Below are 23,187 nucleotides of genomic sequence, written 5' to 3'. Positions count from 1 at the left end.
CGCAAACCGGCGTCGAATGAAGCGGCAGGCCTTGACAATTTTCCGATGACCGGTTTAGCTGAACAAAATTGCATATCAAAGATAAATTGTTCACAGGGAGGTGCCTGGTGAACAAGGCGGATGGCGAGGCATCGCCATTTTGCTGGGTGGAGGAGGCGAATTGGCTGTGAGCAACGACACAAGCGAGTTGAAAGCCGGCACCGGTGCGCAGGCCCCGGCGGGCGCCAGGCTTTCTGCGCTGTTTGCCGGAACCATGGGACCGCTGATCGGCCTGCTTTTGCTTTGCCTGGCGCTGACGCTGACCACCGACACTTTCCTGACCATGCGCAACATCCTCAACGTGCTCGACCAGATCACCGTGCTCGGCATCATGGCGATCGGAATGACGCTGGTCATCCTGATCGGCGGCATCGACCTGTCGGTCGGCTCGGTGCTGGCGCTCGCCGCCATGGTGATGGGCTATGTCGCCCATCCCGACTATCTCAATCTCGGCCTTGCGGCGGGTGTCGTCGCGGCCCTTGTCGTCGCCGGCCTTTGCGGGCTGGTTTCCGGCATGCTGGTGACCATCACCAGGCTGCCACCCTTCATCGCGACGCTGGCGATGATGTCGGTGGCGCGCGGCCTCGCCAACATGATCACCGACGGCTCGCAGATCGTCGGCTTTCCCGACTGGTTCACCAACCTGTCGATCATCCGCCATTTCGGCTTCCTGTCAGTCACGGTCGGGCTGATGATCGTGCTGGCGATCATCTTCGCCATCTTCCTCAACTACCGCGCCACCGGCCGCAGCCTCTATGCGATCGGCGGCAGCGCCGAGGTCGCCCGGCTCTCGGGCATACCGGTCAAGTCGCTGACCAACTGGGTCTACGTCGTCTGCGGCGTGCTGGCCGGGCTCGCCGGCATCGTGCTGGCGGCACGGCTCGATTCGGTCCAGCCAAGCTCCGGCCTCGGCTACGAGCTGGACACGATCGCCGCGGTGGTGATCGGCGGCGCCAGCCTGTCGGGCGGCGTCGGCTCGATCGGCGGCACCGTGGTCGGCGTCCTCATCATCGGCGTGCTGCGCAACGGCCTGAACCTGCTCGGCGTCTCGCCCTTCATCCAGCAAGTGGTGATCGGCGTGGTGATCGCGCTGGCGGTCGCCACCGACACATGGCGGCGAAGGGCGCAATGAAGGACGGGGGCACAATGAAGAATGGGGCGCAATGAGATTCGCCCGATATTCGGGCGGAATACGGATCGGTTGATCCGAAACTGGGAGTGTTCGGCCAAGGGCGCCAAGGGTGCGCCGGCAGAACTGATTGACCTTATCAACGGAGGAATAACATGCTGACCAAACGTTCACTCTTGCTCGCCGCCGCGGCCGTCATCCCGCTGCTCGGCCTCACCGACATGGCCTCGGCCAAGGACGCCAAGAAGCTCGGCCTCGCCGTCGCCAATCTGCAGGCCGATTTCTTCAACCAGATCAAGCAGTCGGTCGAAGCCTACGGCAAGGAAAAGGGCATCGAAATCGTTACCGTCGACGCCAAGGGCGATTCGGCGACGCAGGTCAGCCAGGTGCAGGATCTGATCACGCAGAACATCGACGCGCTGATCTACATCCCGGCCGGTGCCACCGCCGCCACCGTGCCGACCAAGACGGCCAAGGCAGCCGGCATCCCGGTCATCAATGTCGACCGCAACGCCGATGGCGCGCCTGGCGACACCTTCATCGCCACCAACAGCGTCGCCTCGGCCCAGGCGGTTTGCGACTACATCGCCAAGCAGGCCGGCGGCAAGGGCGAGCTGATCATCATCCACGGCCAGAAGGGCACGACACCTGAAGTCGACCGTTCGAAGGGCTGCGGCGAAGCGCTCAAGGGCTACCCCGATATCAAGGTGGTCGGCGAACTGTGGAGTGAAGGCTGGCACCAGGACGAAGGCTTCAAGCTGACGCAGGACCTGCTGCAGGCGCATCCCGACGTGTCGATCGTCATCGGCCAGGCCGATGCGCTGGCGCTCGGCGCGGCGCAGGCAGTCAAGGTCGCCAATCCCGGCCACAAGGTCTGGGTTGCCGGCTTCGACGGCGACGTGGCGGCGCTCAAGGCGCTGAAGGACGGCGTCTTTGACGTCACCGCGACGCAGCAGACGCAAGGCATGGGCCGGCTGGCCGTCGATGCGGCGATCAAGCTGGTGGCCGGAGAGAAAGTCCCCGCCGAAGATCTGCAGGATGCGACACTGACCACCAAGGACAATGTCGAGCAGTTCATCGCCAAGCATCCTTAAGAGCTGGCATCCCTGACCAGACGAGCGCAACGATGTCCCTGAATCCACGCCATACGGAGAGCCCCCATCTGGGGCTCTCCGTCAGCGGCCTCTGCAAAAGCTACGGACCGGTCCAGGTCCTGGCCGATGCAAGCTTTGAGGTGCGCCCGGGCGAGGTCGTGGCGCTGCTTGGCGAAAATGGCGCCGGCAAGTCCACTATTTCGAACATCATTGCCGGGTCGACCAAACCCGATGCCGGCACCATCATGTGGCGGGGGAAATCCTATTCCCCCGCCTCTCCCGCCGCGGCCATCGAAGCCGGCGTCGGCATGATCCACCAGGAGCTGAAGCTGCTGCCGGACCTGTCGGTGGCCGAGAACGTCTATGTCGGGCGGCTGCCGATGCGCGGCGGCCGCATCGACCGCGCGGCCATGAACGCGCAGGCATCGGCACAGCTCAAGCGCCTCGGCCTCGACGTCTCGCCGGAGCGCAAGGTGCGCACGCTGCGCATCGCCGCCCAGCAGCAGGTCGAGATCGCCAAGGCGCTGGCCCTCAATGCCGAGCTATTGATCTTCGACGAACCGACGGCAGCCCTTGGCGGCGAGGAAACGGAGCTGCTGTTCCAGCAGATCCGCAAGCTCAAGGCGGAAGGTATGTCCTTCATCTATATCAGCCACCGGCTGGACGAGATTGCCCAGATCGCCGACCGCGTGGTGGTGATGCGCGACGGGCGCATCGTCGCCCGGCACGAGCGCGCCGATATTCCGGTGCGCACCGTGGTCGAGCAGATGGTCGGCCGCTCGGTCGAGCGGATGTTTCCGCCATTGTCGCCGCCGGGAGCGGACACGCTGCTCGAAGTCGAGAACCTGTCCTCGCCCGAACACAGCTTCAACAACATTTCCTTCTCGGTGAAGTCAGGTGAGATCCTCGGCATCGCCGGATTGATCGGCGCCGGGCGCACGGAGCTGGTGCGGGCGATCGCCGGCGCCGACCCGATTTCATCGGGGTCGGTGCGCGTTGCCGGTAAGCCGGTGCATCTCAGCGGCCCGGCGGCGGCGATCAAGGCCGGCGTCGTGCTGGTGCCGGAAGACCGCAAGGCACAAGGCGTCGTGCTCGACCAGACCATCGGCGAGAATCTGGCATTCGGTAATTTCGACCATGTCGCGCCGAATGGCTGGGTGTTCCCCAAGGCCGTGCAGAAATTCGCCGAGGCCGGCATCGCCAGGCTCGGCGTCAAGGGCAAACCTGGCCAGGCGGTGAGCAAGCTGTCCGGCGGCAACCAGCAGAAGGTGATCATCGCCAAATGGGTGTCGCGCCCGCCCAAAGTGTTCATCCTCGATGAGCCGACGCGCGGCATCGATGTCGGTGCGCGTGCCGCGATCTATGATGTCATCGCCGATCTCGCCCGCTCGGGCATGGCGGTGGTAGTGGTGAGCTCCGACCTCGAGGAAGTGCTCGGCCTGTCGCATCGCGTGCTGGTGCTGAGCCGCGGTCGGCAGCGCGGCATTCTCGACCGCAGCGAAGCCAGCAACGTCGCGGTGATGGAACTCGCCACGAGCTAGAGCAACATATCGGAACAATGCGCTCCAGGTGATATCCTCCCAAGGACCGGACCGCGCGGGGCGCCAGCAAAGACTGGCGCCCCTTCATTTCAGACGGCCGGCGGTTGGAGCAGAGGGAACCGACGATGAAACTATTCGATCTTCACGGAGACGTAGCGCTGGTGACCGGCGCCGGCAGCGGCATCGGCCAGGCGATCGCCATTGGTCTGGCCGAGGCCGGCGCCGATGTCGTCTGTTTCGGCCATACCTCCAAGGGCGGGCTGGACGAGACGGCGCACAAGATTACGGCACTTGGCCGCAAGGCGCTGGTACTGACCGGCACGGTGACTTCGGAGGCCGATCTTGCGGCGGCGATCGAGCGCACCGAGAAAGAGCTCGGCGCGCTGACCATCGCCGTCAACAACGCCGGGATTGCTGGCGCCGAGGCCGCCGAGACGCTGTCGCTGGAGAAGTGGCAGAAGGTCTACGAAGTCAATGTCAGCGGCGTGTTCCTGTCCTGCCAGGCCGAGGCGCGCACCATGCTGGCGCGGCGCAAGGGCTCGATCATCAACATCGCCTCGATGTCCGGCTCGATCGTCAATCGCGGCCTGACCCAGGCGCATTACAATTCGTCGAAGGCCGCCGTCATCCACATGTCGAAGAGCCTCGCCATGGAGTGGGCCGATCGCGGCCTGCGGGTGAATGTGGTGAGCCCCGGCTACACACTGACACCGATGAACAAGCGCCCGGAGGTCGCCGAACAGGTGAAGATTTTCAAGCGCGACACGCCGATGGGCCGCATGGCAGCACCGGAAGAAATGGTCGGCCCGACCGTCTTCCTGGCCAGCCGCGCCGCGAGTTTCGTTACCGGCATCGACCTGATCGTCGATGGCGGTTTTGTCTGTTGGTAGGAGGAAAAATGCAGAAGCGTTTCGAGGGAAAGACGGCGGTCATCACCGGCGCCAGCGGCGGCATCGGGGCGGCGATGGCGAAACGCTTCGCGGCTGAGGGTGCTGCCGTCGTCATCAGCGCAATCGACCCGCGTGTCGACGAGGTCGCCGACAACCTGAAGGCAGCCGGCGCCAAGGTGGCGTCGATGCGGATGGACGTGACCAGGAAGGATGAGGTCGTCGCTCTCTATGATCTGGCCGAGCAACAATTCGGCCGCGTCGACATCTCGGTACAGAATGCCGGCGTCATCACCATCGCCCGGATCGAGGCGATGACCGAGGCCGAATGGGACAAGGTGATGGCGGTCAACACCAAGGGCGTGTTCCTGTGCTGCCAGGAGGCCATCGCGCGCATCCGCAAGCATGGCGATGGCGGCCGGCTGATCAACACGGCGTCGGGCCAGGCACGGCAGGGTTTCATCTACACGCCGCATTATGCGGCCTCGAAATTCGGCGTCGTCGGCATCACCCAGAGCCTTGCCAAGGAAGTGGCCAAGGAAAAGATCACCGTCAATGCGATCTGCCCCGGCATCATCGACACCGATATGTGGGCCTATAACGACGCGGCATGGGGCAGACTGATGGGCGACTACAAGCCCGGCGAGCTGATGGCCGAATGGGTGAAGAACATCCCGATGGGCCGCGCCGGCAGTGGCGAGGACGTCTCCGGCCTGGTCAGCTTTCTCGCCAGCAACGACGCCACCTACATCACCGGCCAGACCATCAATGTCGATGGCGGCCTGATCATGTCGTGAGCAGGCTGTTCACGCCGTGAGCAATACCTGTCGGGCCGATGCTTCGAAGCCCGGCGATCAGCCGATGCCTTTCGAATTTCGCGTTGCGAACGGCATTGTGCGTTGCGCAAGATGAACGTTGGTATATATAATTTCATCCCATGAAACGGCTTTGGCCAGATGGGGCTTGCCAGGCCGACAGCCGAGATCATGGGACCTTGATGGCTCGCACGTCTCAGAGCGCCGCATGCGCGGCGATCGATCCGCGGATGCGCAGCAATCCATCTGATGCCATGACGCGATCCCTCCGGCACCGCATTTTCACAAGATTGAGCACCAACCTTTTTGCGCCGGCGTCAACGCCTGCGACATTGTGGTGCCGACGGCCTTGCGCAACGACGAGCTTTCCCAACACAATCAAGAAAAGACGCAAGAAGGGAACGACTGAAAACTTCCACGTGGTTTGACAGGAGAACATGCATGTCATTTCGGAGTGTGATTTCGAAACTATCAATGGGAGCCTTGGCGCTTGCCGCGGCAAGCGCACTGACATCTTCGGCCCAGGCGGCCGCACCTGAATCCAACGACCCGATCAAGATCGCGCTGTTCGACTGGACCAGCGTCAATCTGAACGCCAAGATCCTCGGCGGCATCCTGGAAAAGCTCGGCTACACGGTCGAATATCCGACCGCCGATTATCTCTCCAGCCTGACCACCGGCCTGACCAATGGCGATCTCGATGTCGGCCTGGAATTCTGGGACACGACGGCCGGCGAAGCCATGAAAGCGTCCGACGCGACCGGACAGACCGAACGTCTCGGCAAGCTCGGACCGAAGGCCAAGGAAGAATGGTGGTTTCCCGAATACATGAAAGAAAAATGCCCGACCTTGCCGGACTGGCATGCACTGCTCGACCCGACATGCGCGGCGTCGTTCTCGACGGCGGAGACGGCGCCGAAGGGACGCTATCTCGGCGGCCCGGTAACCTGGGAAGGCTTTGACGACGAGCGCGTCGAAGCGTTGAAACTGCCCTTCACCGTCATCCATGCCGGCACCGACGCAGCGATGTTTGCCGAACTGGATTCGGCCTATCAGCGCAAGGCGCCGATCATGCTGTGGATCTATTCGCCGCACTGGGCGCCGGCCAAGTACAAGGGCGAATGGGTGCAATTCCCCGAATACACGCCCGAGTGCTACAACGACCCGAAATGGGGCACCAACCCCGATGCCAAATATGACTGCGGCAAGCCGCATGGCGAGATCTGGAAGTATTCCTGGTCGGGCATGAAGGACAAGTGGCCGGTCGCCTACAAGGTGGCGAAAGCCTTCACGGTCGATACCGACGAGCTCAACAAGATGAGCGGCGAGATCGATCTCGACGGCAAGACACCGGAAGACGTCGCCGCCGCCTGGATCGCCGCCCACGAAGCCGACTGGAAAGCCTGGGCGCAGTGATCGTTCCGACTGGAAAAGTGAGACCCGGCTGTTGATCGGCCGGGCCTCAGTTTTTGATGTTCCAGAAGGACGAACGAATGACGGATACGACGGAACAAGGCGCGATCTCCACGGGCGCGGATGCCCGCCCGGTAAAACTTGCCTGCCGCAATGTGTGGAAGCTGTTTGGCGCGAACGCAGCCAATTTCATCCGCGAGCGCGACGGCAAGGCCAGCATGGCGGATGTCGCAGCGGCCGGGCTGGTCGGCGCCGTGCGCGCCGTCGACCTCGAGATACGCCAGGGCGAGATTTTCATCATCATGGGCCTGTCCGGCTCCGGCAAGTCGACGCTGGTGCGCTGCATGTCCAGGCTGGTCGAGCCGACCCATGGCAAGGTCGAATTCGAAGGCAAGGACCTGCTGAAGATTTCCGATGCGGCGCTGATCGAACTCAGGCGCCACCGCATGGGCATGGTGTTCCAGAATTTTGCGCTGCTGCCGCATCTCAACGTGCTGGAGAACATCGCCTTTCCGCTCAGCATCCAGGGGCAGGACCGGCCGACGCGCGAAAAACGGGCGCAAGAAGTCATCGAACTCGTCGGCTTGCGCGGCCGCGAGCATTTCTATCCGCGCGAGCTTTCGGGCGGCCAGCAGCAGCGCGTCGGCATCGCCCGCAGCCTCGCCACCAAGCCGGAAATCTGGTTCCTCGACGAGCCGTTCTCGGCACTCGATCCGCTGATCCGCCGCGAGATGCAGGACGAGCTGATGCGGCTGCAGACCATGCTGCACAAGACCATCGTCTTCATCACCCATGATTTCGACGAGGCGATCAGGTTGGCCGACCGCATCGCCATCATGAAGGACGGCGAGGTCATCCAGATCGGCACGCCGGAACAGCTGGTGGTCAATCCGGCGACCGACTATGTCGCCGAATTCACGAGGGACGTCGACCGCGCCAAGGTGATTTCGGCGCGTAGCCTGATGCGCGCCTGCGATGGCTCGGAGCATGGCGGCACGGTTTCGCCCGATGCCAAGATCGCCAGCTTTTCGGCCAGCATCGTTTCGGCCGGCAAGCCATTCGCGGTGGTCAATGGCAGCGGCAAGCCGATCGGTGAGGTGACGCCGCAAGCGGTGATCGGGCTGCTGGCCGGCATCGAGCGCCCCGGAGCCTCCGCATGACGGTGACGGCAAGCGCCAGCGCTGCAAGGCCTCGCCCGATCCAGCTCTGGCTGCTGGTCTGGGCCGCAGCGCTCGCCGCCGTGCTGGTGGTGTTCCTTTTGCAGGACAGTCTGCCCTGGGCCGTCAACTATCCGGCCGAGGCGATCGTTCCAGTCGCCGACTGGGTCAGCGCGCTGATGCGCTGGATCAAGCAGAACTTGTCCTGGTTGACGCGGTCGATCACCGCGGTGCTAGGCGTTCCCCTCGATTTCGCGCTCAACCTTCTGGCCAAGAATTTCAAGATAGGTCACGGCGCCGACGCCTATGTCCTGCCGCGCCTGTCCTGGGTCGGCGTCTGCGCCGCTGCATACCTTGCCGGGCATGCCGCTGGCGGCCGAAAACTCGGCATGCTTGTCGGCGGCTCCTTTCTCTACATCGCGCTGTTCGGCCAATGGACGAGCGCGATGCTGACGCTGGGGCTGATCTCGATCGCCGTGCCGTTCTGCATCGTCACCGGGCTGTTCGCCGGCATCTGGGCGTGGCGCAAGCCGTGGGCCGAGAGACTGATCGTCTCCCCCGCCCTTGACCTGATGCAGACAATCCCGACCTTCGCCTATCTCATCCCGATGCTGCTGCTGTTCGGCAACAGCCCGGTTTCGGCGATGATCGCGACGGCCATCTTCGCCACGCCGCCGATGGTGCGGGCGACGATGCTGGGCCTGTCGCGCGTGCCGTCCGAGATCGATGATTTCTCAGAGATGGCCGGCTGCACGGCGCGGCAGAAACTATGGCGGGTGCTGTTGCCGTCGGCGCGCCCGACGCTGATGGTCGGCGTCAACCAGGTGATCATGCTGGCGCTGAACATGGTGATCATCGCCTCGATGATCGGCGCCGGCGGCCTCGGCTACGATGTGCTTTTGGCGCTTAGGGCACTGAAGGTCGGCGAAGCGATGGAGGCCGGTCTTGCCATCGTCGCACTGGCCATCGCGCTTGACCGGCTGAGCCAGGCGATCGCCCACAACCACGCCAAGGGCCATGTGCATCAGGAGGCTAGCCCGCGCTTCTGGCGGCGCTATCCCCATTTGACACTGGCCGTCGCCATCCTTGTCGTCACCACGCTGCTCGGCCTGTTCGAGCCAGCCTTCGCCGCGGTGCCGAAAGCGATCACCTTCACCACCGCGCCTTTGTGGAAGGCTGCGGTGAGCTGGATCACCATCAACTTCTTCGACACGATCGAGGCGTTCCGCGTTGCGCTGATCCTCAACGTGCTGAACCCGGTGCGCGCCTTCTGCGAAGGATTTCCATGGCTCGGAGCAGTATTCCTGCTCGGCCTGGCCGGCTACCAGCTTGGCGGGTTGCGGCTGGCCGCCCTGGTCGCGGCATTGACCGCTTTCTGCGCCATCACCGGCCTGTGGGAAAAGACCATGGCAACGGTTTATCTCTGCGGTATCTCGGCCTTCATCGCATGCCTGATCGGCATCCCAATCGGGCTGATGGCCTCACGCAGCGACCGCTTCGAAAAGATCGTCACGCCGGTCATCGACACGCTGCAGGTGCTGCCGTCCTTCTGCTTCATCATCCCGGTGGTGATGCTGTTTCGGGTCGGCGACGTCACCGCGATGATCGCAACGATAGCCTTCGCCGTGGTGCCGGCGATCCGCTACACCAATCACGGCATAAGGCAGGTGCCGCCGGCGCTGATCGAGGCTGCCAAGGTTTCGGGCTGCACCCCGCGCCAGACCTTCTTTCGCGTGCAACTGCCGCTGGCGCTTCCCGAGATCATGCTCGGCGTCAACCAGACGATCCTGATGGCGCTGGCGATGATCATCATCTGCGCCATGGTGGGCACGCGCGATCTCGGCCAGGAGGTGTTCATCGCGCTGTCCAAGGCCGATTCCGGCCGCGGCATCGTCGCTGGCTTGGCCATCGCCTTCATCGGCATCGTCGCCGACCGGCTGTTCAACGCCTGGACGGCGAAAGCCAGGGCAAGACTTGGATAGACTGAGGTGCGACGGCTACTCCGCCGCGACGCCCTTCACCTCGAGATAGCTCTCCATCGAATCGTCCAGCGCCTGCAGCCACGGCGTGTGGTGCAGCGGCGCCATGGTGCCGGTCATCAGCGAGCGGTAGGCATGGTCGCGGAAGCTCATAATGTCTTCCGCCTTGTGGTGCTCCCATTCCATGAAAGTCTGGTTGACCGCCTCGACATCGAAGCCGGGATAGTCGGTCTGCTCCATCAATTCCTTGGTGTAGTCGCCCTGGAACCAGATCATCTGCTCGGCGTCCTCCAGCGTTTCCTCACGCGCCCGCCATTTCGCGCCGTGCGCGGCCATCGCCTCGGCCGACGGCAGTTTGATGCGGCCCATGATGACGTCGCGGGCGAACCAGGCCTGCGCGTCGAACATGTTGAAGGTGTAGAACTGGTCCTGCATGCCAATGAAGGACAGTTTCGGGTTCTTCTCCCAGACGACGCCTTCATAGAGCCCGTCCGGCCACATGCGGTTGGCGGTCTTGAGCTTCAGCTCCTCGGTGAGGAACGGGAAGGAATGCAGGTAGCCGGTGCACAGGATGATGGCGTCGACATCCTTTGATGTGCCGTCCTTGAAATGCGCGGTCTTGCCGACGACCTTCTGCAGCAGCGGCACTTCCTTCCAATTCTCCGGCCATTTGAAGCCCATGGGCTTCGAGCGGTAGCTGGAGGTGATCGATTTGGCGCCGTATTTGTAGCATTGCGAGCCGATGTCCTCGGCCGAATAGGAACGGCCGATGATCAATATGTCCTTGCCCTTGAATTCCATGGCGTCGCGGAAATCATGGCTGTGCAGGATGCGGCCATTGAAGGTGGCGAAGCCCTCGAAATAGGGCACGTTGGGCACGGAAAAATGCCCGGAGGCGACGACGACATTGTCGAACTCTTCAGAGTACGTAACGTCGTTGGTGCGGTCATGCGCGGTGACGGTGAATTTCTTAGTCGTGTCCGAGAAGGTCACCATGCGCACCGGGCTGTTGAAGCGCACCCATTTGCGCACGCCGGATTTCTCGACGCGGCCCTTGATGTAGTCCCACAGCACGGCGCGTGGCGGATAGGAGCCGATCGGGCGGCCGAAATGCTCCTCGAACGTGTAGTCGGCGAATTCCAGGCATTCCTTCGGCCCGTTTGACCAGAGGTAGCGGTACATCGAGCCATGCACCGGGTCGCCATGCTCGTCGAGGCCGGTGCGCCAGGTGTAGTTCCACAGGCCGCCCCAGTCCGACTGCTTTTCGAAACAGACGATTTCGGGGATGTCGGCGCCCTTGTCGGCGGCCGACTTGAAGGCCCTGAGCTGCGCCATGCCGGACGGTCCGGCTCCGATGACGGCAACACGACTTTTCATTCCGGGCCTCCCAATCTGATTTCGACTTTTGTTTTGACGCAATTCCCAAGGGAAAGCGCTATGAGCTTTTCCCGGAAAACCGTTTCACACGCTTTCTGGAATTGCTCTTACGAAACAAATTTCACTCACAGTACAGTAATTGCCCCTTTGATGCTGTCAACTGGCCTTGTGGCAAAACCGCGTTTCGCCGGGGGAACTTCTGGTGAAAAACCGCAATCGCCGGCGCCGGCAAAATACGGGGACGGACCGCAGATGGCTTGTCGGGGCGGTTGCGCTTCTGTATCGGCACCGATTATGTTCACCTTGAGTGAAATAAATCTGCAGAGTCTTGGGATGGTGGCGACATGGCGAAAACAGCATCCGATCTCAAGCCTGGCTCCGCGGTCGCGAAGACCAAGCCGTCGCTGAAAGGAGCGGCAACGGACGGGCGAACCATCCGCGCGCCGCTGACGCAGAACCCGCATGCCATTCGTGACACGCGCGAAAAGGTGCTGGAGGTGGCGATCGGCCGTGAAGTCAGGGCGTTCCGCAAAAAGCTCGGCATCACCGTCGCCGATCTGGCGGTCGCCACCGACATCTCGCTAGGCATGCTGTCGAAGATCGAAAACGGCATCACCTCGCCGTCGCTGACCACTTTGCAGGCGCTGTCGCGGGCGCTCGGCGTTCCAGTCACCGCCTTCTTCCGCCGCTTCGAGGAGGAGCGCAGTGCCGTCTTCGTCAAGGCCGGCGAAGGGCTCGATGTCGAGCGCCGCGGCACGCGCGCCGGCCACCAGTACAATCTGCTCGGCCATATCGGCTCCAACACCAGCGGCGTCGTCGTCGAGCCCTATCTGATCACGCTGACCGAGGATTCGGATGTGTTCCCGACCTTCCAGCATGAGGGCATGGAATTCCTCTACATGCTCGAGGGCGAGGTCGTTTACCGGCACGGCAGCAATCTCTATCCGATGAAGCCAGGCGACAGCCTGTTCTTCGACGCCGACGCGCCGCATGGGCCGGAGCAGCTGACGAAACTGCCGATGCGCTATCTGTCGATCATCTGCTATCCGCAGAGCGCGGGCTAAGTAGCCAATCTCCCCCCTCGTGGGGGATGTCCGGCAGGACAGAGGGGGCGCTGTCCCACCGACTTATCAATCGATCGTAGTCTAGCAGCGACCTCAGGGGTTGGTGGTCTTTCGGCAAGGCTGGGCAAGGTTTGCATTCCTTCGCGCCCCCCTCCGCCTCGCCGGGCATCTCCCCCACGAGGGGGGAGATTGGCAGCTTCGGCGGCAGCTCTAATCCGGCCCAAACCCTGGGCTCGTCGCACTGCCGTCATCCAACTTCGACAGCCATTCCACCAGTGTCGGCCTATACCGCGTCAGGCCTTTGTAATTGGCGAGTTCCTCCGGCAAATCGCGGATCACGCGGTGCAGGCGCCGTGCCCATTTGGGCTGCGTCACCAGTTCGTCCATCTTGATCAGATAACAGCGGATCGGGAAGACGATGCCGTTCGAGCGCGGCAGCCGCCAAAAACTCTGCAGTTCGACGCGCAGATGCACCTTGTCGCCGACATTGTCCGGCGTCACGGTGGTGCGGTCCGGTCCCCATTTGTGATAATTTTCCGGGCTGGTGTCGAGCCGCGGATTGATGGTCATCGTCCAGTTCAGCCGCCGCGCCGGCTTGCCTTGCTGGATGTTGGTGAGGAACTTCAGCGCCCTGACAAAAATCCCCTTCTCATGCGCCAGCGGCACCGGCGCGTGCCACTCGAAAAAATTCATGCCGATGTCGAAATCGAGCGACCAGTCGGCCTGGGTAGTGACCATGCCGGCATCCATCCACAGATTGCCGTCGCGCTGGTCGAGGATGCAGAAATCGCCTTGGCTCTGCCGGGTGATGTACTCCATCGGCCCGTAAGGCAGCGTCGAGGTGTCGCCGAAGGTGAAGCTGTCGTCGATGCCGAGCGGCCGGTTGATCCAGCGCCAGCGGTCGCCGTCGCGGGTCAGCGTGAAATGCTCGGGATAGCCCAGCGCCTGCTGCTCCATCAAAAGTTCGAGCAGGTCCCAGCCGGCCAGCGTCATATGTGGCAGCGACTGGCAGCGCAGCGGATCCTCGGCCAGTACCAGCGCGCGGTCCTGCATCTCGGCGACATAGTGCTCGTCGACGTCGATCAGGTTTTCCAGCACGCTGCCCTTCGGCCCCAGGACATGCGGCTCGATGTTGACCGCATACATGTAGCTGTCTTCGTGGAACGGAAACGGAAACCGCCTGATGTGTTCCGGGCTGTTCCTGAAGGTGAAGTCGTCGCGGAACGTTTCCTTGCGAAAGGTGATGCCCATGATTTCCTCCTACCGTTCCAGCACCAGCGAGCGGCCCTCGAAGCGCGAGACGCACGGCATGATCTTGCAGCCGGAGCGGTGGTCTTCCTCGCTCAGCCAGTGGTCGTTGTGGATGAACTTGCCGTCATACGAGATGACGTTGGTTTCGCACTGGCCGCAGACGCCGCCACGGCAGAGATAGGGCGGATCGACGCCGGCCGCCTCGATCGCCTCGAGCAGGCTCTGTTGCTCGTCGACGCGGATCGTCTTGTCGCTGACAGCCAGCGTCACGTCGAACGGCGCGCCGGGCTGGGGCGCTGCGAAATGCTCGAAATGCACTGTCTCCGGCGGCCAGCCGAGTGCAGCTGCGCGGTCGCGCACCCAGCCAATCATGCCCGAGGGGCCACAGACATAGAGGTGCGTGCCGAGCGGCTGGGAGGAGAGCAGGCGGTCGAGCTCGATGCGCTCGTCGCGATCGTCGTGATAGAGCCTGATGCGGCGGTCATAGCGCTCGCTGAGAACATCGGCATAGGTTCCGAGCGAAGCGGTGCGGCAGGTGTAGTGCAATTCGAAATTGCCGCCTTCGGCCGCCAGTTGCGCGGTCTGCGCCATGAACGGTGTGATGCCGATGCCGCCGGCCAGCATCAAATGTTTTTTGGCGCGCAGGTCGAGCGAGAACAAGTTGACCGGATAGCTGATCACCATCTCATGGCCGGGCTTGACATGCCTGTGCAGGAACAGCGAGCCGCCTCGGCCGACATCGTCTCGGCGCACCGAGATGGTGTATTCTCGGGTGTCGAGCGGCGAGCCCATCAGCGAATAAGGATTGAGCCGGGTGCGCTCGCCATCGCGCATTTCCACCACGACATGGGCGCCGCCGGAAAATGTCGGCAACAGCTGCCCGTCACGCCGGCGGAAATGGAAGCGCGTCACCAGATCGTTGACCGGAACGACATCGCTGACCACGACATCGAGTTTGGTTGTGCCGGTGCTCATGGAAAGATCTCCTCCAAAGGAGGAATTTCGCTGCGGTCCTCGGCATTGATGCAGACGCCCTGAAAGGCCGCAATGCGCCTTGAATAGTGATCGCGCACCAGAAGCAGCAGGCCGCAATGCGCACAGGTCGCCGGCTGTGTCGTCACATTCTCGGTGATGCCCTTGCAGTGGACGCACTGCATGCGGCGCGCCAGCGAGCCGCGATGCTCGGTCTGGATCGAGGTGTGATCGATGCCGGCCTCGAGCGCTGCCTGCATGGCCTGGCCGATCAGCCCTTCAGTGCCGGCGAGATAGACGCGCAGGCCCATATGCGCATTGGTCAGCGTCTGTTTCAGTCGTGGCAGCGCGCTGGAGAAGGAAGGGCTCTGATAGAACTGCGCCGGCTTCAGGGCCTCGAGCGTAGCGACATGTTTGCCGTCATGGCCGGGGATGAAGATGATGTGGGCGTCGCCGAAGAAATCCGCCGGCGCCCTGGCGGCCAGTTCGGATATCGCCAGCGCACCCTCCGCATCCGCCACGAAAAGATGGTGCTTGCCGGGCTGCGGAGACAAGGTTCCGTAAACGGGCCGGCTGATGATGCTTTTGGCTGCCATTCTCTGTTTATGCCTCGAACCCCTCGCCGTTGACTATGCCTCAGCCTTTCGCCGTGCGCTTGGTCTTCTTCGGATCGTCGAAGGGTAGCGGCTCAGCCGTCGCCTTGATCGCCCCGCTCTTGTTGTGGATTTCGAGCCTGGTGCCCTGTACCGCGCAGTCGACATCGAGCCGGGCAATGCCCATCGATTTCTTCACCAGCGGCGAATACATGGCGCAGGTCACCACGCCGACCTTCTTGCCGTCGCGATAGACCGGCGCGCCCTCGTCGGCCGGCTCCTTGCCTTCGAGCAGCACGCCGAAGATCTTGAAGCGCTCCTTGCCCTTGAGGCGATAGTGCTCCTCGGCGCCGCGGAAGCCGGTCTTCCCCGGGCTGACGGTGAAGTCGAGGCCGAGTTCCCACAGCGTGTCGCCAGGCCCTTCATTGTCGAACGGATATTTTTGCGAATTGTCGTAGGGGTAGAACAGCAAATAGCTTTCGACGCGCAGCATATCGAGCGTGGTGAAGCGGCACGGAATGATGCCGACGCTCTTGCCCTCGGCCAGGATCGTGTCCCAGATCGTGCCGGCATCCTGGCCACGGCAGAAGATCTCGTAACCACGCTCGCCGGTGTAGCCGGTGCGCGAGATCATGACGGGAAAACCGAACAGCTGCGTCTGCATGTGATGGAAATAGTTGAGGTCGCGAATGCCCGGCACGTGCTTGGCCAGATAGTCGACAGCGGTCGGTCCCTGCAGCGACAGATCATGCAGATTGTCGTCGAAGCGCAGCGAGACATCGCGGCCCACCGAAGCGCGCTGCAATTCCTCGTGGCCGGTGCCCGAACCATGCACGACCATCCAGGCGTTGGGGCCGGTGCGGTAGAGGATGCAGTCGTCGGTGAATTTGCCCTGCTCGTTCAGCATGCAGGCATAGGCGGACTTGCCGGGATAAATCTTTTCCACGTCGCGCGTCGTGGCAAGGTCGATCAGGTGTGAGGCGTGCGGTCCGGTGATGTGAACCTTCTTCAGGCCCGAGACGTCCATCAGCCCGGCCTTGGTGCGGATGGCGACATACTCCTCGTCGGCATCCTTGTCGTAGGTCCATGCGGTGCCCATGCCGCTCCAGTCTTCGAGTTTCGAGCCGAGCGCGCGGTGGCGATCCGCCAGGGTCGAAAATCTCCAGGATGCCGTCATCCGCTCGTCCTCCGTTTCGAAAACTCTATTGCGTTCCCTGCCCCCTGCGCAGCGGCGGCGGCTTTGAGCGAATATTGACCGCAAACGTTCGGATGCCGCAATACCCATAAGCAAATAATTTCATTGTCAGGCAAGATTCGTGGTTGGGGACAAACGGTTAACCCCACGTAAATTCGGCTTGACAATTGCGGAATTCGGTCGGAATTTATGAAAAAAATTTCACTCTGTTGAAAGAGGGCAGCGGGCGGCCAATTCGGGGCCGGGCGCTTGAAAAGGGGAAAAACCGATGTCAGACCTGCAACAGCGCATCGAAGCGCTGTACCGTTCCGACGTGCGCGGATCGGTACTCCTGATCGTCTGCCTGTGGGCGACGATCCTCTTCGTCCTCATCATGACATGGCCATACATCCCGGACACCGGGATCAAGATCGTCGTCGCAATTGCCGCCGCCGCCGTGCTGATCTTCAACACAGCCGCCATCCTGGCGATGGTCAGTCACTACAAGGAAGACAAGGACTTCATCTACGGGCTCGACATCAAGAACGCCGACGCGTTCCGCAACCGCAAGTCCTGAGGGGAATAGAGATGCCGCGCTACACGCCGCCGTTGCAAAGCAAGGCCGGGCAGATCTTCGATATCATCGTCGTGGTGGTCGCCATTTTCGTGGCGCTGTGGCTGCCGCTGAAACTGGGGCTGGCCGGGGCGGCGAAATCCATCGACGCGCTCGATACCAAGACGTGGGAATCGCTGGGCCAGAATCCAACCATGGCGTCGATCTGGGAAAAGCTCGGCTACACGCCCGAGACCGCGCACGACATCATCCAGAACCACTTCCACTATGTCATCGACTGGCCGACGCTGATCATCATGGCCGCGGTGCTGATCGGTTATTTCGTCTTCCTGTTCCGCGCCTCCGATCGCGAATACCGCGACGTCATCAACGAAAAGTTCGACGACAAGTAAACCCCGGGGAAGCATCATCATGTGGACCGCACTCTCTTATGCATCGTGGGGCATCTCGATCGTGCTCACGCTGTGGATGCTTTACGACTGGTTCAAGATCGACACGACCTTTTCCGAGGAGGTTTTGACCTCGTCACGTGAAGGCGAACTTGAAGCCGCCTCCGAAGAACACCGGATCTGAGTGGGGATTGATCAATGACGATGGCGCTTGAACCCACGATCCACGGCGACAGGGTTTCACTGCTCAGGGTGCTCGGCCCGGCCCATGTCTGGGCACTCGGCGTCGGCATCGTTCTGGTCGGCGAGTTCACCGGCTGGAATTTCTCGGCCGACAAGGGCGGCGCGCTGGCGGCGCTGATCGTCTGCTGGATTGTCGGCCTGCTCTACACCTCGGTCGCCATGATCGATTCGGAGGTCACATCGACGGTCGCCGCAGCCGGCGGCCAGTATGCGCAGGCAAAGCACATTGTCGGACCGCTGATGGCGTTCAACGTCGCGCTGTTCCTGGTCTTTGCCTACACCATGCTCGAAGTCTCGGACGCCATTCTGCTCGGCGATACCATCGTCGCCAAGGCGGGCGTCGAAGGGCTCACCCACAATTCATTCATCGCCGCCACCATCGTCGTGCTGGCGTGGCTGAACTATCGCGGCGTGCTGATGACGCTCAACGTCAATTTCGTCGTCACCGCGATCGCCTATGTCTCGATCGTCATCCTGTTTTTCTCGGTCAGCCCGTGGACGCAAGGTGCGGTGCTGAAGCTCAACGAACTGGTCACCCCCGGCAACGCCCTGCCCTATGGCTGGATCGGCGTCATCGCCGCCTTCCAGTTCGGCATCTGGTACTATCTTGGCATCGAGGGCACCACGCAGGCGGCCGAGGAAGTGCGCTCGCCGGCCCGCTCGCTGCCCTATGGCACCATGGCCGGCATGATCACGCTTTTGATCGCCGCCGCCATGACCTGGTATGTCTGCGCTTCGATGATGCCGTGGGAGTATCTGGGAATCACCTACTACCCGCTGTGGGACGCGGGCAAGTTGACCGGCAGCCCGCTGCTGGAGAACCTATTGTTCATCGCCACGCTGCTTGCGGCCATCGCCTCCGCCAATGGCTGCATCAACGACGCCGCGCGGGCCTGGTTCTCGCTCGGCCGCGACCGCTATCTGCCGACCTGGTTCTCGGCCGTGCATCCTAAATACCGCACGCCCTATCGCTCGATCCTGTTCCTGCTGCCGATCGCGCTCGCCTTCGCCTTCATCGCCGACCTCAACCAGGCGATCACCTTTTCGATCCTGTCGGGCGTGCTGCAATACACCTTCATGAGCATCAACATCGTCATGTTCAGGAAGAAGTGGCCGCTCGGCTCGATCCGCCGGGGATATACGCATCCCTTCCATCCGCTGCCGGCGATCGTGCTGTTCTGCCTGTGCGTGGTGACCTTCTTTGCCATCTTCCTCGGCTTCGGCTCGCAGCTGATCGCCATGGTCGCCTTCTACTTCCTGATCTCGCTGTGGTTCCACTTCTACCGCTACAAATTCGTGCGCCGCGGCGATCAGTTCACCATGCCGTGGCCGAAGCCACAGGGCTATTGAACGAGGTAAGGGTGCTCGCCCCTGGGGCGGGCCTGGTTTGACGAGGTGTTTGAAGTGACGTCAGCATTGCTGGCCGGGCTCATCGCCCTGGCACTCGTCGTTCACCTCGCCTGGCTTGCGCGCGCCAATGGCAAAAAGGCCATGGCCGCACTTGTTGCCGAAGAAGCCGGCGTCCGCACCGTCATTGCGGATGCAGCCAACATCTCCGACGGTGCTGCCGGTGTTTTCACCTTTGCCGGCTCATGGAATGGCCAGCGCGTGCAAGTGCGCACCATCGTCGATACGCTGGCGACGAGAAAGCTCCCTGCCCGCTGGCTGTCCGTCTCGATCACCGAACCGGTCGCGGTGCCTGGCACTTTCGACATGATGATGCGGCCGGGCTCGCCGACGACCTTCTCCAACTTCGACCATCTCGACCACACGCTGCCAAAGGTTGCTGACTTTCCGGCCGAGGCAGTGCTGCGGACGGATCGCAAAGGCGGGCGCTTCCCGCAGGACATCATCGCCGATCATCTGGAGATCTTTGCCGAAGGCCGCGCCAAGGAATTGCTGATCACGCCGAAAGGGGTGCGCATCGTCTGGCTGCTGGCGGAGGCCGAGCGGGCGCGTTATGGCGTGTTCCGCCAAGCTGAGTTCGGCGGCGCCAGGCTCGATCCGGCATTGATCGAAAAATTGCTGGTTTCGGCATCAGCGCTGCGCGATGCCATCAATCAACGCAAACGGCAGGCCGCATGACCAGTTCCTCACCCGCACCGGCCAATCCGTATCTGGTGCTTGGCGCAGCGATTGTTTTGCCGGCAAGCGGGCATGTCATTCTGGGTGTGCCGGTGCGCGGCTTGCAGTTTCTTTTCTTCATGGTGATCCTGGCCTGGGTGACGGCGAAGATCGCACCGCCAGATGCCTCCTTTGTCGGCCGCCATGCCGGCGGCTTCCTGATCTACGCCTTGTCGGTGCTCGACGCCTACAAGATAGCCCGCATCCGCACCGCCAAATGGGTCCACAGCGCCCGCACGGGCGGCGATAGTGCCGGCAGCAATGCACAGGCCGACATATAACGAGAGGAATATTTTTTTCATACCAATTGAATTCCCAGGACTCATTCGATACATCTCCAAGGAACAAACCTCGGGAGCCTGACATGTGCGGAATCGTCGGACTGTTTTTGAAGGACAAGTCGCTTGAGCCCCAGCTCGGCGCTATGCTGTCGCAGATGCTGATCTCGCTCAGCGATCGCGGTCCCGACAGCGCCGGCATCGCCATCTATGGCGCGCCTTCAAAGAATGAGGCCAAGATCACCATCCAGTCGGCCAAGCCGGAGCGCGATTTCCGCGGCCTCGACGCCGAACTGGCCAAGGTCATCGGCACGCCGGTGACGATCAGCGTGAAATCGACCCACGCCGTCGTCAGGACCACGCCCGCCAAGATCGACGAAGCGCGCGAGGCCATCCAGGCGCTGCGTCCCGACATCAGAATCATGGGCGCCGGCGACGTCGTCGAGATCTACAAGGAAGTCGGCCTGCCGGAAGCGGTGGTCGATCGTTTCGATGTGCGCTCAATGACCGGCACGCACGGCATCGGCCATACCCGCATGGCGACGGAATCGGCGGTGACGACGATGGGCGCGCATCCGTTCTCGACCGGCGCCGACCAATGCCTGGTGCACAATGGCTCGCTGTCCAACCACAACAATGTCCGCCGTGAACTGATCCGCGAAGGCATGAAATTCGAGACCGAGAACGACACCGAGGTCGCCGCCGCCTATCTCTCGTCGCAGATGGCGCATGGCAAGAATCTCGGCGAGGCGCTGGAAGGCACGCTCTCCGATCTCGACGGCTTCTTCACCTTCGTCGTCGGCACCAAGAACGGCTTTGGCGTGGTGCGCGATCCGATCGCCTGCAAGCCCGCCGTCATGGCCGAGACCGACCAGTATGTCGCCTTCGGTTCGGAATATCGCGCGCTCACCAAACTGCCCGGCATAGACGGCGCCAAGGTCTGGGAACCCGAGCCCGCGACCGTTTATTTCTGGGAGCATTGAGTTCATGCCGGCAACGAAACTTTCAAAGACGGTGACGCACGACCACGCTGCGAGGGTCTTCGACCTCGACGAGCTGTCGTTGCGCGAGCTCAACCAGGCCCTGCACAATCTGACATCAGGGTCGAACGAAACGGCCTGGGAAGTGCTGAACCCGAAGGGCAACCATTCGGTCGCCGTCGGCGTCGACCAGCCGGTCACCATCGATGTGCGCGGCAGCGTCGGCTATTATTGTGCCGGCATGAATGATGGCGCTACGATCACCGTGCACGGCTCGGCCGGACCGGGTGTCGGCGAAAACATGATGTCGGGCTCGATCACCATCAAAGGCGATGCCAGCCAGTATGCCGGCGCCACCGGCAGGGGCGGGCTGCTGGTCATCGAGGGTAATGCCTCGTCGCGCTGCGGCATTTCGATGAAGGGCATCGACATCGTCGTGCATGGCAATATCGGGCACATGTCGGCGTTCATGGCGCAGTCGGGCAATCTGGTGGTGCTGGGCGACGCTGGCGATGCACTGGGCGACTCCATCTACGAGGCGCGGCTGTTCGTGCGCGGCAAGGTCGACAGCCTGGGTGCCGACTGCATCGCCAAGGAGATGCGGCCAGAGCACGTTGAGCTGCTGAAGGGCCTGCTCGACCGCGCCGGCGTGACCGGGGTCAAACCGTCCGAGTTCAAGCGCTACGGCTCGGCGCGCACGCTCTACAATTTCAATATCGACAACGCCGACGCGTATTGAGGCAGCATGACCTATCGCAACCCGCCGACGACGCCGCGCAAATCCGCGACCTTCGACGACTACACGCTCTCTGAAATCCGCCGCGCCGCGGCGACCGGTATCTATGACATTCGTGGTGCCGGCGCCAAGCGCAAGCTGCCGCATTTCGATGACCTGCTGTTCCTTGGCGCCTCGATCTCGCGCTATCCGCTGGAAGGCTATCGCGAGCGCTGCGACACCAGCGTCGTACTCGGCTCGCGCTATGCCAAGAAGCCGATCGAGCTGAAGATCCCGATCACCATTGCCGGCATGAGCTTCGGTTCACTGTCCGGCCCGGCGAAAGAAGCCTTGGGCCGCGGCGCGACCTTGTCGGGCACCTCGACCACCACCGGCGATGGCGGCATGACCGAGGAAGAGCGCGGCCATTCCAAGCAACTGGTCTATCAGTATCTGCCCTCGCGTTACGGCATGAACCCGCGCGACCTGCGCCGCGCCGATGCCATCGAAGTGGTCGTCGGCCAGGGCGCCAAGCCCGGCGGCGGCGGCATGTTGCTTGGCCAAAAAATTTCCGACCGTGTCGCCGAAATGCGCACGCTGCCGAAAGGCATCGACCAACGTTCGGCCTCGCGCCATCCCGACTGGACCGGGCCCGACGATCTCGAGATCAAGATCCTCGAACTGCGCGAAATCACCGACTGGGAAAAGCCGATCTACGTCAAGGTCGGCGGCGCGCGGCCCTATTACGACACCGCCCTTGCGGTGAAAGCCGGCGCCGATGTCGTCGTCGTCGACGGCATGCAGGGCGGCACCGCGGCCACCCAGGAAGTGTTCATCGAGAATGTCGGCCAGCCGACGCTTGCCTGCATCAGGCCGGCGGTGCAGGCGCTGCAGGATCTCGGCATGCACCGCAAGGTGCAGCTGATCGTCTCCGGTGGCATCCGCAACGGCGCCGATGTCGCCAAGGCGCTGGCGCTCGGCGTCGACGCGGTGTCGATCGGTACGGCAGCGCTGGTTGCGCTGGGCGACAACGATCCGCGCTGGGAGGCGGAATACAACGAACTCGGCACCACGGCCGGCGCCTATGACGACTGGCACGAGGGGCGCGACCCCGCGGGCATCACCACGCAGGACCCAGAACTGATGAAGCGGGTCGACCCGATCGCTGCCGGACGGCGGCTGGCGAACTATTTGAAGGTGATGACGCTGGAAGCGCAGACCATCGCGCGGGCCTGCGGCAAGAACAGCCTGCACAATCTCGAGCCAGAGGATCTCGTCGCGCTCACCATCGAAGCCGCCGCCATGGCCGGCGTGCCGCTGGCCGGCACCAACTGGATACCGGGGAAGAACGGCTTCTAAGACATCCGAATAGCAAAAATACCATCAAGCGAGGAACTAT

The 23,187-nt window shown here is 62.5% G+C and carries 23 protein-coding genes; 18 read left to right on the top strand and 5 right to left on the bottom strand.

What is annotated here, in order from left to right; all coding sequences use genetic code 11:
- Positions 1-187: 187 nt before the first annotated feature.
- From AC1D0N_RS10135 to AC1D0N_RS10100, 8 genes are all read left to right on the top strand, one after another.
- Entirely contained in the window at positions 188-1,171 is a 984-nt protein-coding gene (locus tag AC1D0N_RS10135; RefSeq protein ID WP_477244005.1) for an ABC transporter permease, read from the top strand.
- 152 nt (positions 1,172-1,323) lie between these two features.
- Positions 1,324-2,262 (top strand): substrate-binding domain-containing protein, encoded by a 939-nt coding sequence (locus tag AC1D0N_RS10130; RefSeq protein ID WP_477243363.1) that lies wholly within the window; start codon positions 1,324-1,326, stop codon positions 2,260-2,262.
- 32 nt (positions 2,263-2,294) lie between these two features.
- Positions 2,295-3,803 (top strand): sugar ABC transporter ATP-binding protein, encoded by a 1,509-nt coding sequence (locus AC1D0N_RS10125; RefSeq protein WP_477243362.1) that lies wholly within the window; start codon positions 2,295-2,297, stop codon positions 3,801-3,803.
- Positions 3,804-3,928: 125 nt separating this feature from the next.
- Positions 3,929-4,693: an SDR family oxidoreductase gene (locus AC1D0N_RS10120; protein ID WP_477243360.1), complete on the top strand. Its 765-nt coding sequence runs from the start codon at positions 3,929-3,931 to the stop codon at positions 4,691-4,693.
- Between the two features lie 8 nt (positions 4,694-4,701).
- Complete coding sequence (locus tag AC1D0N_RS10115; RefSeq protein WP_477243358.1) at positions 4,702-5,487, top strand: SDR family oxidoreductase; 786 nt, start codon at positions 4,702-4,704, stop codon at positions 5,485-5,487.
- Positions 5,488-5,946: 459 nt separating this feature from the next.
- Positions 5,947-6,921, top strand: coding sequence for an ABC transporter substrate-binding protein (locus tag AC1D0N_RS10110; protein ID WP_477243356.1), 975 nt, complete (start codon positions 5,947-5,949; stop codon positions 6,919-6,921).
- 77 nt (positions 6,922-6,998) lie between these two features.
- The gene (locus AC1D0N_RS10105) at positions 6,999-8,078 is read left to right on the top strand and encodes a quaternary amine ABC transporter ATP-binding protein (protein ID WP_477243354.1); all 1,080 of its coding nucleotides are present in this window, start codon (positions 6,999-7,001) and stop codon (positions 8,076-8,078) included.
- Positions 8,075-10,057: an ABC transporter permease gene (locus tag AC1D0N_RS10100; RefSeq protein WP_477243352.1), complete on the top strand. Its 1,983-nt coding sequence runs from the start codon at positions 8,075-8,077 to the stop codon at positions 10,055-10,057. Before AC1D0N_RS10105 ends, AC1D0N_RS10100 begins: the two co-directional genes overlap by 4 nt.
- A 15-nt stretch (positions 10,058-10,072) precedes the next feature.
- On the opposite strand, the gene AC1D0N_RS10095 is transcribed toward AC1D0N_RS10100, so the two are convergent.
- Positions 10,073-11,431: an NAD(P)-binding domain-containing protein gene (locus AC1D0N_RS10095; RefSeq protein ID WP_477243350.1), complete on the bottom strand. Its 1,359-nt coding sequence runs from the start codon at positions 11,429-11,431 to the stop codon at positions 10,073-10,075.
- A 344-nt stretch (positions 11,432-11,775) separates the two neighbouring features.
- Here AC1D0N_RS10095 and AC1D0N_RS10090 point away from each other — a divergent pair, with 344 nt between their 5' ends.
- Positions 11,776-12,495: a helix-turn-helix domain-containing protein gene (locus tag AC1D0N_RS10090; protein WP_477243348.1), complete on the top strand. Its 720-nt coding sequence runs from the start codon at positions 11,776-11,778 to the stop codon at positions 12,493-12,495.
- A 210-nt stretch (positions 12,496-12,705) separates the two neighbouring features.
- On the opposite strand, the gene AC1D0N_RS10085 is transcribed toward AC1D0N_RS10090, so the two are convergent.
- Genes AC1D0N_RS10085 through AC1D0N_RS10070 form a run of 4 tightly spaced genes read right to left on the bottom strand, consistent with a single transcriptional unit; the run spans position 12,706 to position 16,488 of the window.
- Complete coding sequence (locus AC1D0N_RS10085) at positions 12,706-13,746, bottom strand: heme-dependent oxidative N-demethylase family protein (protein ID WP_477243346.1); 1,041 nt, start codon at positions 13,744-13,746, stop codon at positions 12,706-12,708.
- A 9-nt stretch (positions 13,747-13,755) separates the two neighbouring features.
- Entirely contained in the window at positions 13,756-14,721 is a 966-nt protein-coding gene (locus AC1D0N_RS10080) for a PDR/VanB family oxidoreductase (protein WP_477243344.1), read from the bottom strand.
- Positions 14,718-15,314, bottom strand: coding sequence for a dimethylamine monooxygenase subunit DmmA family protein (locus tag AC1D0N_RS10075; protein ID WP_477243342.1), 597 nt, complete (start codon positions 15,312-15,314; stop codon positions 14,718-14,720). Before AC1D0N_RS10075 ends, AC1D0N_RS10080 begins: the two co-directional genes overlap by 4 nt.
- Before the next feature lie 40 nt (positions 15,315-15,354).
- Positions 15,355-16,488, bottom strand: coding sequence for an aminomethyl transferase family protein (locus tag AC1D0N_RS10070; protein WP_477243341.1), 1,134 nt, complete (start codon positions 16,486-16,488; stop codon positions 15,355-15,357).
- Positions 16,489-16,774: 286 nt separating this feature from the next.
- Here AC1D0N_RS10070 and AC1D0N_RS10065 point away from each other — a divergent pair, with 286 nt between their 5' ends.
- The 9 genes from AC1D0N_RS10065 (at position 16,775) to AC1D0N_RS10025 (ending at position 23,147) form a co-directional block, all read left to right on the top strand.
- Positions 16,775-17,062 (top strand): hypothetical protein, encoded by a 288-nt coding sequence (locus tag AC1D0N_RS10065; RefSeq protein WP_477243339.1) that lies wholly within the window; start codon positions 16,775-16,777, stop codon positions 17,060-17,062.
- A gap of 11 nt (positions 17,063-17,073) precedes the next feature.
- The gene (locus tag AC1D0N_RS10060) at positions 17,074-17,451 is read left to right on the top strand and encodes a hypothetical protein (protein ID WP_477243337.1); all 378 of its coding nucleotides are present in this window, start codon (positions 17,074-17,076) and stop codon (positions 17,449-17,451) included.
- Positions 17,452-17,470: 19 nt separating this feature from the next.
- On the top strand, positions 17,471-17,632 hold the full coding sequence (locus AC1D0N_RS10055) for a hypothetical protein (RefSeq protein WP_477243336.1): 162 nt from the start codon (positions 17,471-17,473) through the stop codon (positions 17,630-17,632).
- A 14-nt stretch (positions 17,633-17,646) separates the two neighbouring features.
- Entirely contained in the window at positions 17,647-19,041 is a 1,395-nt protein-coding gene (locus AC1D0N_RS10050; protein ID WP_477243334.1) for an APC family permease, read from the top strand.
- Positions 19,042-19,086: 45 nt separating this feature from the next.
- The gene (locus tag AC1D0N_RS10045) at positions 19,087-19,776 is read left to right on the top strand and encodes a hypothetical protein (protein ID WP_477243332.1); all 690 of its coding nucleotides are present in this window, start codon (positions 19,087-19,089) and stop codon (positions 19,774-19,776) included.
- Positions 19,773-20,096 carry a hypothetical protein gene (locus tag AC1D0N_RS10040; protein WP_477243331.1) on the top strand — a complete coding sequence of 108 codons (324 nt, stop codon included), beginning with the start codon at positions 19,773-19,775 and terminating at the stop codon, positions 20,094-20,096. Before AC1D0N_RS10045 ends, AC1D0N_RS10040 begins: the two co-directional genes overlap by 4 nt.
- A gap of 83 nt (positions 20,097-20,179) precedes the next feature.
- Positions 20,180-21,076, top strand: coding sequence for a class II glutamine amidotransferase (locus AC1D0N_RS10035; protein ID WP_477243329.1), 897 nt, complete (start codon positions 20,180-20,182; stop codon positions 21,074-21,076).
- 4 nt (positions 21,077-21,080) lie between these two features.
- A complete protein-coding gene (locus AC1D0N_RS10030) occupies positions 21,081-21,812 on the top strand; it encodes a GltB/FmdC/FwdC-like GXGXG domain-containing protein (RefSeq protein WP_477243328.1) in 732 nt (243 codons plus the stop codon).
- Between the two features lie 6 nt (positions 21,813-21,818).
- Positions 21,819-23,147 carry an FMN-binding glutamate synthase family protein gene (locus tag AC1D0N_RS10025; protein WP_477243326.1) on the top strand — a complete coding sequence of 443 codons (1,329 nt, stop codon included), beginning with the start codon at positions 21,819-21,821 and terminating at the stop codon, positions 23,145-23,147.
- The last annotated feature ends 40 nt before the right edge of the window (positions 23,148-23,187 follow it).

This window comes from Mesorhizobium sp. P2_E10, assembly GCF_056404235.1.
Note: the sequence above shows the minus strand (reverse complement) of the source record. Positions and strands in the feature narration are given on the sequence as shown.